Below are 15,497 nucleotides of genomic sequence, written 5' to 3' on the forward strand. Positions count from 1 at the left end.
CTATTTCCCCTGAAACTTTGGCTGACGTTTTTCAATGAACGCACTCACTCCCTCACGGAAATCTTCACTGTGTCCGCATTGACGTTGTAAGTCGCGTTCGAGGTCAAGTTGTTGCTCTAAGGTATTGCTGGCTGCGGCGTAAGTGGATTGCTTGATGCAGCCAAGTGCCACTGTAGGCTGGGCAGCTAAATGTTGTGCGACTTCCCGGGTTTTATTCTCTAATTCCTCAGGTTCGACGACTTGCCAGATCATGCCCCATGCCAAGGCTTGTTCTGCGCTGATTTTTTCTCCCAACAATGCCATCCCCATTGCACGGGCATGCCCGATTTTATAGGGCAATAACCAACTGCCGCCGGAATCTAGTGTCAGGCCAATGCGGCAGAAGGCCTGAATGAAGCTGGCTGTGCGGGACGCGATCACAATGTCGCAGGCTAGTGCAAGGGAGACACCAGCCCCTGCCGCAACACCGTTGACGGCTCCGATAATGGGCTTGGGCAAGGAAGTCATGCGTCGGATAAGCGGATTGTAGTAACGTTCAACAGATTTGCCGAGATCGGGAATGCCGCCATCAGAAATAACGGTGTTTCTATCATTTAAATCTTGTCCAGAGCAGAAGCCGCGTCCAGCTCCTGTAAGCAGAACACAGCGCACTGATTCATCCTGTTCCGCAATATCCATTGCCTTACTTAATTGTTGATGCAATTCCTCGTTAAAACTATTGAGATATTCTGGGCGGTTAAGTGTGATGCTCAGGACCCCAGCCTCAATATTGGTGAGTACCACGGGCATGTTTTCCATCTATCAAGATCCTTTAAATGTTGGTTTACGTTTTTCCAGAAAGGCAGCAATGCCTTCCTGACGATCGGTCGTACCCGCAAGGGCGACAAACTGCTGGCGTTCGGCGAGTAACCCTTGTGACAGGCTGGTTTCCTGTGCGGTTTTGAGAGCGGCTTTGGCTGCCCGCAGTGCCAGCGGAGAAAGTTCACTGATGCGTTGGGCTATCTGTTCGGCACGTTCTAACGTCAGGTCATCGGTGCACACTTCGCTGACCATTCCTGCTTGTTGTGCCTGCTTGGCGTTGATGGACTCACCCGTCAGTATCATCAGGGAAGCCAGCGCCTTGCCGACGCTGCGGATGAGACGCTGCGTCCCACCCGCCCCCGGTATCAGCCCCAGAGTAATTTCCGGCAAGCCCAAACGGGCACCTTCCCCACAAATCACCAGATCACAGGCCAGCACTAATTCGCAGCCGGCACCAAGGGCGTAGCCATTGACCGCTGCAATCAGGGGTTTGTTAATGTTGTTTAAGCGTTGCCAAAGTTGTGGACGGCGGTCTGTCATGGCTGTTGCTACGGTCTGTTGTTGTAGTTCTTTCAGATCAGCACCTGCCGCGAAAAAGCGCGATGAGCCTGTAATAACAATAGCACCTGTGTCTTCATCCTCATCTGCCTGTTCTAACTGCCGGACAAGCAGTTCAAGGCAGTCATTGCTGAGGGCGTTACGCACTTCAGGACGGTTGAGGGTCAGAGTGCGTACTCTTTGCTGCTGGCGGCATAAAATCCATTCCTGGCTCATATTCGTTCCTCATTTATGCAATGTACTTAAACTATGCAATGTACTTAAACGCAATGAACTTAAACGTCAAAATCCACAACGACGCCATCGCTTTTCGGCCATGACTGACAGCTTAAGATATAACCGGCAGCCAACTGATCGGGTTCGAGGCTGTAATTGACATGCATATCCACTTCACCGGATTTAAGCTGGCATTTGCAGGTCGCGCATACGCCGCCTTTACAGGCGTAAGGCAAATCTGCGCCTTGGCGCAGGGCAGCATCGAGAATACTGTCATCTTCGGCGTTCATGGTGATGTTGAAGGTGCGTCCATCCAGATGAATTTCGACAGGGATATCGCTGCGTTCAGCAAGATTGATGGTGCGGGGACTTATCTGGGCGCGTCCGGTATTGAAACGTTCACTGTGGATGCATTTGGCCGGTATTCCCGATTGTTCCAGCGCAGAGTGGGCATCATCCAGCATAGCTTCCGGCCCACAGAGAAAAGCGTGGTCAAATTGGGAAAAATTGAGCAGGGTTTTGCCGATGCAGTGCAGGTGTCCGGTATCAATGCGTCCGTTAAACAGCGGGCTATCGGTTGTTTCCTGACTGAACAGGTACAGTGCCTGAAAACGGCTCAGGTAACGATTTTTAAGATCGGAAAGCACTTCTTTGAACATGACCGAACGGCTGGTGCGGTTACCGTAAATCAAGGTGAACGTGCTATCCGGTTCCAGTGCCAACGTACTTTTTATGATTGATAGAATCGGTGTGATACCGGAACCAGCGGCGACAGCCAGATAACGCCCTTGTTGGGTGGCAATGGGACGATGGCCAAAGTTGCCTTGTGGCAGCATAACTTCCAGTTCATCGCCAACTTTCAATTGTTGGTTGATAAAAGTCGAGAAACGACCCTGATAGATGGCTTTGACCCCAATTTGCAATATACCATCCAGCGGTGAACTACAGATGGAATAGCAGCGGCGCAGCTCTTCACCGTTCACCCGGGCCTTAAGTGTCAGGTGCTGGCCCGGTTGATAGTTAAAATGTTTTTTTAGCTCACTGGGGACATGCAGCGTGACGGTCACGGCTTCCGGTGTTTCCCGTTCAATGGCAGAGATACTTAAGCGGTGAAAGCTATAACGGTGAAAGCTATGTGAACGTGTTTGATGAGAAGTAACCATCTTCTGTTCCCTTGTTAAATACATTTGAAATAGTCAAACGGTTCCAGACATTGCTGACAGCGATAAAGGGCTTTGCAGGCGGTGGAGCCGAATTCGCTGATTTTTTCGGTTTCATGGCTGCCACAACGCGGGCAGGTGATGGGTTCCGCATCAGTTCGTTTTTCACAAACCAACCCTTGGGGTGGGGCTATGCCGGATTCTCGCAGGCGTTGTCTGGCATCTGCATTCATCCAGTCGGTTGTCCACGCGGGTGTCAGGCTTACCTCAATATAGACGGGGGAAAAGCCTGCTTGTGTCAGTGTGTTGCTGATTTCGTTGAGCAAAAACTCCGTTGCCGGACAACCAGAATATGTCGGGGTAAATGTCACCCGCCAGCCCGATTGCAAGGGCGTGACAGTGCGTATCATGCCGAGGTCGGTAATGGAGAGCGCGGGCAGTTCTGGGTCGGCAATTTGGTGCAGGCATTGCCAGATCTGATGGACTTCCGGCTGCTGTAATGTTTTTAGTTGCTGTTCCATCGTCCCCTCCGCGTTTTATTACCAATGACAGTCAGGGTAAGTACGTTGCAGGTATTGCATTTCTGCCAGCATGTATCCCAGATGTTCTGTGTGCAGGCCTTGCTTGCCGCCTTGTCGGTAAGGTGATTCCGGTGGCATTTCTAAAGTGGCTTCTGTGAGTGTTTCGCTGACGATTTTCAGCCAGGGTTTATGCAGGGTTCGGGGATCAACGGCGATACCCTCTTCAGCCAGCCGCTGCTCTATTTCGTCACAATGGAACAGTTCGCCGGTAAAACGCCACAGTTGATCGAGCGATTGCTGGATTTTTTGGCGGCTTTGTTTCGTTCCATCGCCCAGACGCATCATCCAGCCCCGGCTGAATCGCAGGTGATATTCCACTTCTTTCAATGATTTGTTGCTGATGGCGGCCAGTTGGGGATCACGGCTTTGCCCCAGAGCCTGATGCAGCAAAAAATGATAGGCATCGATAAAGAACTGGCGCACCAAGGTGTAGTTAAAACCGCCGTTGGGCTGTTCCACCAGCAGCAAGTTGAGAAATTCACGTTCATCACGACAAAATGCCAGATGATCCTCATCGAATCCTGTTTCTGAAAGAGTAGCTGCATAGCTGAGAAAATGACGCGCCTGCCCCAGCAGGTCGAGACCGATATTGGACAGGGCAAGGTCAATTTCCAGCTCTGGTGCATGACCGCACCATTCGCACAGGCGTTGTGCCAGAATTAATGGTGTATCTCCCTGACGTAGCACGTAATTAAACAAATCATGGTTGAGTGATGAAACGCTGTGTGTATTCATATTGCCGTTCCCCTACATGTTCTTGATGCCATCAGGGATGGTGTAGAAAGTCGGATGACGGTAAATTTTATTTTCCGATGGCTCGAAAAAAGCGCTGCGGTCTTCGGGTTGTGAAGCCACCAGATAAATGGACTTCACTACCCAGATAGAGCAGCCTTCATTACGACGGGTGTAAGCATCACGCGCGTTTTCCAGTGCCATTTGATCATCTGCCGCATGGAGGCTGCCGACATGACGGTGAACTAACCCCTGTTTACTGCGGACAAAGACTTCATACAGTGGCCAATCGGTATCGTTCATTAGCTTTATTCTCCTGTTCCGATTCTGTTCAGATAACGCAAAAAATGAGTTAGGTGAACTGGTTAGACGAACCGTGCAGCCCGTTTTTTGTCAGCTATTTTTTTGGCATGAGCAGAAGCGGCTTCGCGTACCCAGCTTCCGTTTTCCCAAGCCCGCCGTTTGGCTTCCAGCCGCTCGTGGTTACATATGCCCTGTCCTTTCAGCACTTGATAGAATTCGCCCCAGTTGATTTCACCAAAGCGGTAATGTCCGGTTGCTTCATCCCAAGCCAGTTCCGGGTCGGGCGCGGTCATACCCAGCGCTTCCAACTGGGGCACCGTGTTATCAATGAATTTCTGCCGGAGTTCATCATTACTAAACCGCTTGATCTTCCACGCCATACTTTGGGCGCTGTTGGGCGAATCGCTGTCATTGGGACCGAACATCATCAACGTAGGCCACCAGAAACGGTTGATAGCATCTTGTAACATCGCGCGTTGGGCTTCACTGCCATTCGCCAGAACCATGACGGCTTCATAACCTTGTCGCTGATGGAAGCTCTCTTCTTTGCAGATTTTCACCATTGCGCGGGCATAAGGACCGTAAGAAGCTCGGCACAAGGCGACCTGATTGACGATGGCTGCGCCATCCACCAGCCAGCCAATGACACCAACATCCGCCCAGGTAAGTGTGGGGTAGTTAAATATAGAGGAGTATTTCATCTTGCCATCTAATAGTCTTTGATAGATATCTTGACGAGTACACCCCAGTGTTTCGGCGGCACTATAGAGATACAGCCCGTGCCCTGCTTCATCCTGTACTTTGGCGAGCAGCACGGTTTTACGGCGCAGTGTCGGTGCCCGGGTGAGCCAGTTTGCTTCCGGTAACATGCCGACCACTTCCGAGTGTGCGTGTTGACTGATCTGGCGTATCAGGTTCTGGCGATAGGATTCAGGCATCCAGTCTTTAGCCTCAATGGATAGATCCGCTGCGATCCGGGCATCAAAATGAGCCTGAAGTGGGTCAGTTGTCATGTTGGACTCCATTTATGATTCTTATTTTCTATTTTTAAATTAAAAAACGAATCACTTTTAACTGTAAATTTATAAACTGTTAACAAAAATATCAAATGTTAATGTTGTATATTTGTCGCCCTCATCACAATGTTATTTTTAATTGGTTTAAAAACATATACTTATTTTTTTGTTTTTAGATGGGGTAATAATATAAATCAGGGATAGAATGAGAATGTTTTAATTTTATTATTCTTTCTGGTGGTCTTGTTATCGTAAAATATGATACATAAATATCATGCTGTTACTTAATAATTGATTCATTAATGCGATTGATGGAGAAAAAAATGCAACAGTTAACGAGTTACATTTGCGGAACTTGGGCTTATGGGCAGGGCAATACCAGAACGATTCATCATGCGGTAAGCGGTGAGGCCTTGTATCAAGTTTCTTCAGAAGGTTTGCCATTGGCAAAGAGTTTAGAATATGCCCGTGAAAAAGGGGGAAAGGCGCTGGCGGCGATGACGTTCCAGCAACGTGCGCAGATGATGAAAGCCGTTGCAAAGCACCTGCTTGTCAACAAAGAAGCATTATATGCTATTTCGACAGAGACGGGTGCGACCCGTTCAGATAGCTGGGTGGATATTGAAGGAGGGGTTGCGACACTGTTCTCTTATGCCGGATTGGCAGGACGGGAGTTGCCGGATGATACCCTGTGGCCGGAAGATGAGATGATCCCGCTGTCCAAACAGTCTCAGTTTGTGGCTCGACATGTACTGACTTCCCGTCCCGGGGTCGCTCTGCATATTAATGCTTTTAACTTTCCCTGTTGGGGAATGCTGGAAAAATTAGCACCAACGTGGATGGCGGGTATGCCGGCGATTATTAAACCTGCAACAGCATCCGCTCAATTGACACAGGCGATGGTGAAAATGATCATCGACAGTGGTCTGGTACCGGAGGGAGCCTTGCAGTTGATCTGCGGGGGTATTGGCGATCTGTTTGATCATCTTGATTATCAGGATGCCATAACTTTTACAGGTTCAGCCCGGACGGGGCAGGCGCTGCGTGCTCATCCTCGTCTGATAGAGAAATCCATTCCCTTTACGATGGAAGCTGATTCTCTCAACTGCTGCATTTTAGGCGGGGATGTGACTCCTGAAATGCCGGAGTTCGGGGTATTTATCAAGGAAGTTGTCCGCGAAATGACCGTCAAAGCTGGGCAGAAATGTACCGCTATCCGACGGATTATTGTGCCTGCTGATCAGATGGAAACAGTAAAAGAAGCGTTACTCAAGCGGTTGTCCGGTGTGGCAATCGGTGATCCTGCTTTGCCAGAAGTTCGCATGGGGGCGTTGATTAACCTAGAACAGCGTGATGAAGTACAGTCGAAGGTCAATGAATTATTGAATAGCGGCTGCGAGCTTTTATGTGGCGGTTCACTGGACAAACTGGTGCTGACAGGTAACAGCAACAGTAATGGCGCATTCTATCCACTTACTCTGCTCCATTGTGCGGATCCTATGACAAATCAGGTGGTACATAATACGGAAGCCTTTGGGCCAGTTTCTACGCTGATGGCATATCAGGATACTGAGCAGGCCATCACATTGGCAATGATGGGGCAAGGGAGTTTAGTCGGCTCACTGGTGACAGCGGATGAGCAGGTGGCAGTCCAGGTCATTCGTGCAACCGCGAGTGCCCATGGCCGTATGCTGGTTCTTGATGAAGCAGCTTCTGTGGAATCCACGGGGCATGGTTCCCCACTGCCCATGCTGGTACATGGCGGCCCGGGACGTGCGGGAAGCGGTGAAGAATTGGGGGGATTGCGTGCGGTGAAACACTACATGCAACGTACTGCGATTCAGGGAAGCCCAAGCATGTTGGCTGCGATTGGTCGTGAGTGGGTCCGTGGTGCGAAAGTGAAAGAAGATCCGGTACATCCGTTCCGTAAATATTTCGAGCAGCTTGAGATAGGTGAAAGTCTGTTGACGGCGCGCCGTACTGTTACCGAAGCGGATATCGTCAACTTTGCTTGCCTGAGCGGGGATCATTTTTATGCCCATATGGATAAAATTGGCGCGGCTGAATCTCTGTTCGGCGAACGTGTTGCTCATGGTTATTTTGTTATATCGGCTGCTGCAGGCTTGTTTGTTGATGACGCGGTTGGCCCTGTACTTGCCAACTATGGCATGGAAAACCTGCGTTTCATTGAACCCGTCAAAATTGGTGATACTATTCAAGTACGTCTGACGTGCAAGAAGAAAATTAAAAAAGCCCAGAAAACACCAGAAGATAAACCACATGGCGTCGTGATGTGGGATGTACAAATTCTCAATCAGGAGCAACAACCTGTAGCGCTTTACAGTATCCTGACTCTGGTAGAACGGCAATTGGGGGATTTTGCCGCGTCGGTATAGGCAATAAGTAAACCTGAACGCGTTTAACGTCAGGAAATAGAACAGCCTGAGGAAAGCCTCAGGCTATTTTCAAAAATATCGACATTATTTTGTCAGGTTTTAAGTGAATGGATCTTCATCTGAGTATTCCTCCTCTTTGCTTTGCAAGTAATTTAAAATATTAAGAGTCTGTCATTAATTAGATAAATTGACTGAATTGACTGAGGTATAAAATTGATGATAATAGAAACTGATGTATTGATGAGAGAAGTGATGTACGCTAATTCACTTGTTAACGCCTGATGATGTATTCTTTTCTGGTATTGTTGCTCAAAAATAGTGGGTAGATAATAAAAACAGATGAAATACCTTATGTAAATACTTTATGTAATGCAGTAACAGGTGGTGTGTCAGTTATCTGGTTTTTCAATTTAATTATAATCAGGCGTTATAATTTTTTATTCTCTTAGCTAATACTTTCGCTTTCTTATCTTGTATAGATTTATTTATTTTTGCCTTGACCACTTCGTTGATATTGATATTTACTGTTGTCATGTTAATATTTTCATTACTATAGTCATTTTTATTGAAGTGTCGATATTCTGAAAAAGTGATTGGGTAAAAATTATTGGAAGCGTCAAGATAATTTAGTTCATCTTTCTTACTATAACCCAGTTGGTAACTATGATGGAAAGGGTTAAATGGGTGAACATTATCTAGTGTATCTGCATAGTAATTATCATTGTTTTCACTGATGTAATCAGTAATAAATCTCATCCCATTAATAAAAGAACGTGGGTTTCTTATTTCTTCATTTAGCCAATCTAATGTTAATTTAGACGCTTTTCTTAAAAATGCAGAAATAAAGCTTTTTATTATATAGTTATTTTCATTTTTATTTGTATAGATTGTCACAGTCGTATCAAGATCTACCAAGAATCTGAATCCTTCTTTATCTCCTTGACTAATAAATGTATCAAAGGCTTTATCAATTGAGGAAATGCGATTTTTATCTGGATTTTTTAGACAATAAATATAGCTGTTATCATCGAATTCAGTATAACCATTAACTTTGATATTGGGTGGTGAATTACTTAGATTTTTATTGAGAAATCTTGACTTATAGTCACCTTTGATTGAATCTTTGGCACTTTTTCTTATCAGACTTTTGCTTATCGATAACCGCTCTTTATTTTGATATAGAAATTCAAGCCAATTATTCAATAAAACTTCTGAGACGCTTTTTGTAATCAGCATATTTTTGTTATATTCATTTTCATTGAGGGTTCTTGTTATATTATAATTTATAATGTTTTTATGGTATTCTGCCATTCTCTTTTTCACTTTCAGTGTATTTTCGAAAAATTTTCTTATTCCTATTTCACCCTCTAAAGATAAAGCCATAGTTAATGAATTTAACGTAACGTATATATTATCTTTATTCACGTTTTCTTTGCCTGGAATGACTGATTCATGGATATATCTACGATTCTCGTCTAGCATTCCATATAGAAAAATGATGTTTTTTGGCATATTTCCCTCTCAATGATTTTATTTATATCTTTCGTATTTTAAATTACAGTTTTGTTGGCTTTGCTGCATTCTGAAATCCATTGGATATATATTTTAATCGGGTAAGTAAATAATAGGAAATGATTATACTGTTTCCATATTTTTCGATATATTCTCCAGATACATTAGTATAAAAAAGTGATGTTCGTCACATTATATGAATAATGATTTTATATCTGCTATCTTTCAAGCAGATAGGTATTCTTTAGATGATTGGTCTCTTGATGTTAAGGTTTATTTGAGTTTCTTGCTTCTAACATTTTAATCGACAGCTTTCCTGTAAAATACGCATCACGGTATCTGCACCACTGCGATTAGGATTGATGCGGATCATGTGCTGTTCCAGTGTGGGATCTGTTTGGCGAAAAGTACCGGAAATACGGTAAAACAGAGGGGGAATTTCGAATTTTGATTCTGCACCCACCGGATAAGGCAGTGCTCCAAGTGCATGGGATGCAGTAAGCACGCTTTCTGCGATCGGTTGGTGAAATTCCACTAATAATACTTTCGATTGCGCATTAGCAAGAAACGCCTGTTTTACTTGTGATAATTCTCCCTGATTCAAACGAGTGACCAATTCGTTGTTAACTTCTGCCTGCACTGCGTGTGTAACTGGTGCAAAGACCATGCCACGCAAGGCTTCCATTGCCTGATAACCTTGTATCTGGCAGCCACCGGAATACATGCTGTGGCGCAGGTTATCAATGGCGGCCTGTTTTCCAACAACAAGCCCAACGCCTTGTGGTCCCAATAATTTAAAGCAAGAAAATGTGGAAAGAGCCGCACCGTATTCACAACCAATTTGTGCCGTTTTCATGGCTGCATAGTTATCATCCACCAACGAAGGAATGTGGTGCTGATTCAGGGTATCGATCACGTCTTGCAGGGAATAACGGTCAGACATCTGCTGGCGAGTGTGCTGGACAAGACAGGCTTCCGGTTGGTATTGCCGGATGGCAGTCACAATGTGTTCTGTGTGATTGAAATCTGCCCGGACGATGTGAATCCCCATTTGTTCAATCGACACTTTAGTTGTGGGATAAATCGGCGCATTATGCACAAGTAATGTAGCGTTGGGGCTGACTAAAGCAGCCAGCCCCGCACGCAATGCCCCTGTTCCTGCCCCATTGACAAAGGCCGCTGCTTCAGCACTGAAAAATTCTGCAATGATTGCTTCAATGCGTCGGGTCATCCGTGGCTGGTGAAGATCTGGGACTAACCCCAGATCACCTTGAGAAAGAAAATCAGCCCCCGGAAAGTGACGACAGATAATATCCACCAGCCTGAATTGTTGCTGTTGTGCTTGTGCCATCGTCATACTTTGTAATGGGTAGGTTTTCATTTGCTTATTTTATTCCCAGCAGAAAGAGCAAGTTTGCAAGAATACCGACAGTAATCGTTGCGATCGGGCCGATGGCCATTTCTACTAAAGGTCGTTTGGAAGTACGGTTGAGCAGATAGATACCCGCTACGATCATAAAGCCCATACCCGGCAAAATAGCATTAGAGGCAATCATAGCACCAACCAGCAGGGCTACTTCGAGCATTTTGGTGATCGCGGTACGAATATGTCCGCTACACGCTTTCACACCAGGGTATTTATCCAGCCAGATTGCGATTTTCGCCAACAGTTGGATTTCGATGAACATGGTGATACCACCAGCGACAAAGGCAATCCACGGATTGTTGGTTGCCAGACCCGCGACAAACACAAATTTCATGCCATTCGGGCTGTAAACACCGGTGGCTATGGCTGTTGTTCCTACCAATGGGATAAATCCAATAGCACGCGCCAGTGCTACCAGCAATGCGTTGGTTTGCTCGCCTTGTGCCATTAATTGCAGAGAAACAGGGCCTTCCGCCAGTAGGCTGAAGGACATGGTTGCTGCACTGGCAGTCAGCCCGCCACACAGGATCAGTAGCCATTTGTTTTTCTGGATGCGTTCTATGCGGGTTGAAAATAGTCCGACCAAGACTTCATTAGAGCCTTTTTGTTCTGCGGATTTGGCGGGACGTTCACGCATGGCAAAATAGAACATGGCAATCATTGATAGCAGCAGCGCTGCACCATTAGGATCGATACTGACGGGCTTTTCGATCATACCGCCAAAACTCAGTGGGCCAACCGCTTTGGTCGCCAGATAGCCCACCAGCGCGGTGAGCATAACCAAAAGCCCTTTGCGATAGCCATATTGGTAACCAACAACCATCGCCGGGAACAGGGCAAAACAGGCTATAATCGGATCGCCTACTTTCTTGAGATCGTCGGTGAAATTTACTGGCAGCATGGCAAAGAGTTCTACTACCGAACGCAGACCAGCCAGCAAAGCGATGGCATACAAGGCACCGATAACACCAGAGGCAACAAATCCTCTTCGGCTGTTGGCACACCAGATACCTATCATATCAGTACCAAGTAACAGACTGTGAACCAGAACAATCGGTGCGGTAAGAGAAAAAGGAATGCCAAAACCGACAACCAAACCAATGCTCAGAGCAAAGCTGGTTGCGGCGAGCACTTTGCGGCTCATTCGACCTTCAAGGTATTCCGGCAGGAGAGGACGCAGGCCATCATGAAAAACGGCGATACCACGGTTTGCCATCATGGCGGCAATGGCACCAATTGTGGCCAATAGCCCAGCCTTGAAAGGGTCAACTTCCATCAATCTCATCAGGAACTCATGAAGATGTTGCATAATAGGCTCCTTACAGTGAGATGAGGGTATTGATGATCACAGGCAGGACGATATCAATATCTTGCCCTGTAAAACCAAATGCTTTTTTGCCCGCTTTTACATGGGTAATTATCTCGTCATCAGATAGGATCTTACCTGGCATGCCGATAGTGGCACATTGATTCAAACCGATGAGGGCAATTGCCATCGCCAGTGCCCCACCACCACCTGTGTTACATGCACCAAAATAGTAATCCGCATCGCCATTCTTAATTGCTATCGCCGCTTCAATGTCATGCATGATGGTAATGGAAATGGCTTTGTCTCCTGCCAATTGACGAATACCTTCCGCGATCGCCTCTTTCTCTATTTGTCCACCAACGACAAATCTCATGCTGTTATCCCTCTCTTTGTATCTTCTATCGTATTGTTTTTAGAAATTTATACCCGTCGTCTTTCAAATTACAACTTTGTTGGCTGCATCTTGAAATCCATCGTATATATGTTTTATAAATTTAAGTTTTTACGTGCTGTGTTGGAAAAAACGCGCAGGATTATCACGTAACATTTGGTCTATCTGCACTTGTGAAAACCCCGCCTCCAGCAACATGGGGGCGAATACAGTTAACAGGTAATCGAACCCATTTCCCCCATTGCGTTTTAAATGAGAACGGCGGGTGATATCTTGGGAAAGCATGACTCGGTCAAGTAATCCACACTGGGTGATTTTCTGCAACATGGCAATACGTCCACTGTCTGGATAGTAATTATTTTTACCGATCGTATCGAATTGCACCCATGCCCCAGCCTCCAGTAATGGAATGATGGTGTCCAGATTGTCTCTCAAATCGCAATGACCGATGGCTATATTTTCAGGAGGTACGCCAAATCCTGCCAGCAGAGCCAGTTGTTCACGTCCCATTGTGCTTAATGTGGTATGGGTAGAAATGGGGCAGCCTGTTGCCAGATGTGCCCGTGCCGCCGCCGCAAATACTTTTTTCTCATCTTCCGTGATTTGCCCAAGGCTGGAACCAATCTCTGCAATTATTCCTGCTTTTAATTTGGTGCCATCAATGCCGATTTCTATTTCTGCGATCATGTCATTGGCTATCGCTTGTACACTCAGTTCGTTGAAATGGGAGGGGAAAAACGGCTGTTTATAGTAGCCTGTCGAGGCAATGATATTGATGCGGGTATCACGCATTAAATTCAGCATAAAAGCCGGATTGCGCCCCATGTAACGGTTGGTCATCTCCACGATATTTCGTACCCCGAGGGTGTAGAGATGGCGAAGCTCATCTACGATAAGATCGTATTGATCCAATCGGCAATCTAAACTGCCTTTTACACCAGAGAGATCGATATGCAAATGTTCATGTACATAGGTATAGCCTGATGCGTCAATGCTGCTATTTGTTTTTACTGCTGAATGATGATTAACAGCCTGATTTCTTGATGAAGATTGCAGTGTGTCACCCCCGATGTTCAACTTGATATCCCGCTGCTCAAGTGTGCCTTCAACTGCATCAATGCTGGATGAGGAATACGAAGCGGAATGTGTGGGTGTATCCCCGGTCTGTTTTTAGTATTTCATGATTATTTTCAGAATTAATGAATTTATTTCTCTTTTATTTTTCAATGTTCAGGTAACAAATTGAAATCTATTGGATATAAATGGCTATTCCACAAAATAGCCACTTCATCAACATTCTATAAAATAGTTGGGCAGAATCATGCGGGAAATCTACTATAGCTAAAATAGCATTATTTAATAGCGGAATAATATTATATGTAATACCTATTCTTAGGGATTATTAAGCATAGCCACTATTTTTCCAATTTCCCTGACTGTCATAAATTCCTTCAAGTTTAGGGGAGTTTGTCTGAATCCCTGAAACAAGGGCTACGTCGCTGCGGGTCACGAAAATCTGGGTGCGGAAGCACATGATCACCGGACTGCCGATAGGATGTGCGCCTGACAGTGGGAGATGATAGTCAATGTAAGGATCGCCCAAATGTAATATGCGCACTGTCTTAGGAGAGATTGAATACTCAGGGAAAACCAGGGCATGTTTCATATGACCACGTTTATAGTAACCCCCACCATAGCAGTAGCTGTTGCCATCATAGTGATGCGAAATTTCAGTGACATAAACCATCGCGATATGTTCTGGCTCCCGACCACTGATATTGGCGGGAATTGTGCCGGTCAGAGCATGGCCTGGTTCAAGGTGGGTAGCCCCGTATTTGGCCAGTAGTGGGATGGTGCTACAGCTTGAGGCAGAAGGTGCGTTGATTTGTGACAGTTTAATACCGAGTTGCTCAAGCCGATTTTGTGCACGAATGAGGGTGAGTAAATTAGTGGTAGGCAGAGTTGTTTGATATCGCGCGTCCCATGATAAACAAGGGAAATGAGTCAGGCCGCTCAATTTAATTCCTGGCATCTGTTTTAAGGCATCTACAGTAGCGTCAAGTTCATTAAAGGTGATGCCAGCTTCCTGACAGGGAAAGACGGTATCACGTTTATCAAATACTTTCAGCATTACAGGCTGAACTCGTCCTAATTTTTCCGCCGCGTCCGAAATGGCTTGTGCTTTTTCAAGAGAAAATACCGTGATGATATCCGGGTTATGCCTGAGCATGGTTTCTATCAAGTGTGTCGGTATCTGCACTAAGTGGCCGATATGACATAATGGTATACCATGCTGGCTCAGGCTATAGGCTTCTCTGAAATCAACTGCTACGGCCCCGCGATAGCCAAGCTCAATCAACTTTTTAGTCAGCCACGGATTACGCCCAATTTGTTTCGTCATCAAATAGAGTTCGATACCGTATTGTTCTGCGACTTTCAGCAAACGGCGACCATTATCCAAAACCTGATCGACATCAATGATATAAGTATCTGGCAATATTACGCCCTGTTGCCAAAGTTTTTTTGCAACTTCAATTAATTTGGGGTTCTGTTTTTTCAATGAATCAATAAACATAGGCTTCCCTTCGTATCTGCAAAGCTGCAAGGCTGTGTAAAATCAAAACGTTCTGTGGATTCATTAATTTTCATTTTTTTGAATATTTATGGAGTAATCAAATGCTAATTTCTTTCGCCCGAAAGCATTAAACCATATAAATTTACTAACAGATAGCCTTCTTCGTTGGGAGGCAGCGTTACTGTAAATTTTTCAAGGAGGGAGCGGTGAATTGCGATTAATTGATCGTAGAGTTCGGATTGTTCAATATTAGCCAGTATCGTTTTGTCCAACGGAGAAACTCTTTCACCACGGCGCGAGCGCATGAAAGCACTTGCCATGTGGGTCAGTGCCATTTCACCTTGTGGATGGCGGACAGGAATGAGCCAGATATCTTCCAGAGTATGCACAACATCCAGCATGTTATCGTAGATATCTTGATCGATGACGCCACCTTGCAGCAGGATAGTTAGCCGTTGTTCTATCATTGCTTTTTGTTATATGCAGGTGTTAATAAGCTGTTTATTTTGGCTGATCGAGTT

At 45.7% G+C, this 15,497-nt stretch carries 15 protein-coding genes; 1 reads left to right on the top strand and 14 read right to left on the bottom strand.

Features of this window, described 5'->3' with window-relative positions; genetic code table 11:
• The 7 genes from paaG to paaA all read right to left on the bottom strand — a co-directional run bounded on the left by paaG (window position 1) and on the right by paaA (window position 5,364).
• A complete protein-coding gene (gene paaG / locus AACQ81_RS17670) occupies window positions 1–798 on the bottom strand; it encodes a 2-(1,2-epoxy-1,2-dihydrophenyl)acetyl-CoA isomerase PaaG (protein ID WP_237385747.1) in 798 nt (265 codons plus the stop codon).
• Window positions 799–801: 3 nt separating this feature from the next.
• Entirely contained in the window at window positions 802–1,575 is a 774-nt protein-coding gene (gene paaF / locus AACQ81_RS17675) for a 2,3-dehydroadipyl-CoA hydratase PaaF (protein ID WP_237385748.1), read from the bottom strand.
• Between the two features lie 59 nt (window positions 1,576–1,634).
• Window positions 1,635–2,738, bottom strand: coding sequence for a 1,2-phenylacetyl-CoA epoxidase subunit PaaE (gene paaE, locus AACQ81_RS17680; RefSeq protein WP_237385749.1), 1,104 nt, complete (start codon window positions 2,736–2,738; stop codon window positions 1,635–1,637).
• 14 nt (window positions 2,739–2,752) lie between these two features.
• Window positions 2,753–3,256, bottom strand: coding sequence for a 1,2-phenylacetyl-CoA epoxidase subunit PaaD (gene paaD, locus AACQ81_RS17685; RefSeq protein WP_237385750.1), 504 nt, complete (start codon window positions 3,254–3,256; stop codon window positions 2,753–2,755).
• A gap of 18 nt (window positions 3,257–3,274) precedes the next feature.
• On the bottom strand, window positions 3,275–4,051 hold the full coding sequence (paaC, locus tag AACQ81_RS17690) for a 1,2-phenylacetyl-CoA epoxidase subunit PaaC (RefSeq protein WP_237385751.1): 777 nt from the start codon (window positions 4,049–4,051) through the stop codon (window positions 3,275–3,277).
• A gap of 12 nt (window positions 4,052–4,063) precedes the next feature.
• Entirely contained in the window at window positions 4,064–4,351 is a 288-nt protein-coding gene (gene paaB / locus AACQ81_RS17695; RefSeq protein ID WP_092552587.1) for a 1,2-phenylacetyl-CoA epoxidase subunit PaaB, read from the bottom strand.
• 62 nt (window positions 4,352–4,413) lie between these two features.
• Window positions 4,414–5,364 carry a 1,2-phenylacetyl-CoA epoxidase subunit PaaA gene (paaA, locus tag AACQ81_RS17700; protein WP_237385752.1) on the bottom strand — a complete coding sequence of 317 codons (951 nt, stop codon included), beginning with the start codon at window positions 5,362–5,364 and terminating at the stop codon, window positions 4,414–4,416.
• Between the two features lie 326 nt (window positions 5,365–5,690).
• Here paaA and paaZ point away from each other — a divergent pair, with 326 nt between their 5' ends.
• Complete coding sequence (gene paaZ, locus AACQ81_RS17705; RefSeq protein WP_237385753.1) at window positions 5,691–7,763, top strand: phenylacetic acid degradation bifunctional protein PaaZ; 2,073 nt, start codon at window positions 5,691–5,693, stop codon at window positions 7,761–7,763.
• Between the two features lie 420 nt (window positions 7,764–8,183).
• Here the strand turns inward: paaZ and AACQ81_RS17710 are convergent, their stop codons facing one another.
• From AACQ81_RS17710 to AACQ81_RS17740, 7 genes are all read right to left on the bottom strand, one after another.
• Window positions 8,184–9,275 carry a hypothetical protein gene (locus AACQ81_RS17710; RefSeq protein WP_237385754.1) on the bottom strand — a complete coding sequence of 364 codons (1,092 nt, stop codon included), beginning with the start codon at window positions 9,273–9,275 and terminating at the stop codon, window positions 8,184–8,186.
• A gap of 292 nt (window positions 9,276–9,567) precedes the next feature.
• Window positions 9,568–10,656 carry an aminotransferase class V-fold PLP-dependent enzyme gene (locus AACQ81_RS17715; RefSeq protein WP_237385755.1) on the bottom strand — a complete coding sequence of 363 codons (1,089 nt, stop codon included), beginning with the start codon at window positions 10,654–10,656 and terminating at the stop codon, window positions 9,568–9,570.
• A 4-nt stretch (window positions 10,657–10,660) separates the two neighbouring features.
• The gene (locus AACQ81_RS17720; RefSeq protein WP_237385756.1) at window positions 10,661–12,010 is read right to left on the bottom strand and encodes a YhfT family protein; all 1,350 of its coding nucleotides are present in this window, start codon (window positions 12,008–12,010) and stop codon (window positions 10,661–10,663) included.
• Between the two features lie 10 nt (window positions 12,011–12,020).
• Entirely contained in the window at window positions 12,021–12,383 is a 363-nt protein-coding gene (locus tag AACQ81_RS17725) for a DUF2620 domain-containing protein (RefSeq protein ID WP_237385757.1), read from the bottom strand.
• A gap of 129 nt (window positions 12,384–12,512) precedes the next feature.
• Complete coding sequence (locus AACQ81_RS17730; protein ID WP_237385803.1) at window positions 12,513–13,394, bottom strand: phosphotriesterase-related protein; 882 nt, start codon at window positions 13,392–13,394, stop codon at window positions 12,513–12,515.
• Window positions 13,395–13,803: 409 nt separating this feature from the next.
• The gene (locus tag AACQ81_RS17735) at window positions 13,804–14,976 is read right to left on the bottom strand and encodes a YhfX family PLP-dependent enzyme (RefSeq protein WP_237385758.1); all 1,173 of its coding nucleotides are present in this window, start codon (window positions 14,974–14,976) and stop codon (window positions 13,804–13,806) included.
• A gap of 104 nt (window positions 14,977–15,080) precedes the next feature.
• Window positions 15,081–15,443, bottom strand: a complete 363-nt coding sequence (locus AACQ81_RS17740; RefSeq protein ID WP_237385759.1) for a PRD domain-containing protein — start codon at window positions 15,441–15,443, stop codon at window positions 15,081–15,083.
• Window positions 15,444–15,497: the final 54 nt, after the last annotated feature.

Source organism: Xenorhabdus sp. Sc-CR9 (genome assembly GCF_963897815.1).
Classification (GTDB): domain Bacteria; phylum Pseudomonadota; class Gammaproteobacteria; order Enterobacterales; family Enterobacteriaceae; genus Xenorhabdus.

Bases quoted from the DNA above. Each gene is read 5' to 3' on its own strand.
- paaG (WP_237385747.1), bottom strand. From the start codon at position 798: ATGGAAAACATGCCCGTGGTACTCACCAATATTGAGGCTGGGGTCCTG.
- paaF (WP_237385748.1), bottom strand. From the start codon at position 1,575: ATGAGCCAGGAATGGATTTTATGCCGCCAGCAGCAAAGAGTACGCACT.
- paaE (WP_237385749.1), bottom strand. From the start codon at position 2,738: ATGGTTACTTCTCATCAAACACGTTCACATAGCTTTCACCGTTATAGC.
- paaD (WP_237385750.1), bottom strand. From the start codon at position 3,256: ATGGAACAGCAACTAAAAACATTACAGCAGCCGGAAGTCCATCAGATC.
- paaC (WP_237385751.1), bottom strand. From the start codon at position 4,051: ATGAATACACACAGCGTTTCATCACTCAACCATGATTTGTTTAATTAC.
- paaB (WP_092552587.1), bottom strand. From the start codon at position 4,351: ATGAACGATACCGATTGGCCACTGTATGAAGTCTTTGTCCGCAGTAAA.
- paaA (WP_237385752.1), bottom strand. From the start codon at position 5,364: ATGACAACTGACCCACTTCAGGCTCATTTTGATGCCCGGATCGCAGCG.
- paaZ (WP_237385753.1), top strand. From the start codon at position 5,691: ATGCAACAGTTAACGAGTTACATTTGCGGAACTTGGGCTTATGGGCAG.
- AACQ81_RS17710 (WP_237385754.1), bottom strand. From the start codon at position 9,275: ATGCCAAAAAACATCATTTTTCTATATGGAATGCTAGACGAGAATCGT.
- AACQ81_RS17715 (WP_237385755.1), bottom strand. From the start codon at position 10,656: ATGAAAACCTACCCATTACAAAGTATGACGATGGCACAAGCACAACAG.
- AACQ81_RS17720 (WP_237385756.1), bottom strand. From the start codon at position 12,010: ATGCAACATCTTCATGAGTTCCTGATGAGATTGATGGAAGTTGACCCT.
- AACQ81_RS17725 (WP_237385757.1), bottom strand. From the start codon at position 12,383: ATGAGATTTGTCGTTGGTGGACAAATAGAGAAAGAGGCGATCGCGGAA.
- AACQ81_RS17735 (WP_237385758.1), bottom strand. From the start codon at position 14,976: ATGTTTATTGATTCATTGAAAAAACAGAACCCCAAATTAATTGAAGTT.
- AACQ81_RS17740 (WP_237385759.1), bottom strand. From the start codon at position 15,443: ATGATAGAACAACGGCTAACTATCCTGCTGCAAGGTGGCGTCATCGAT.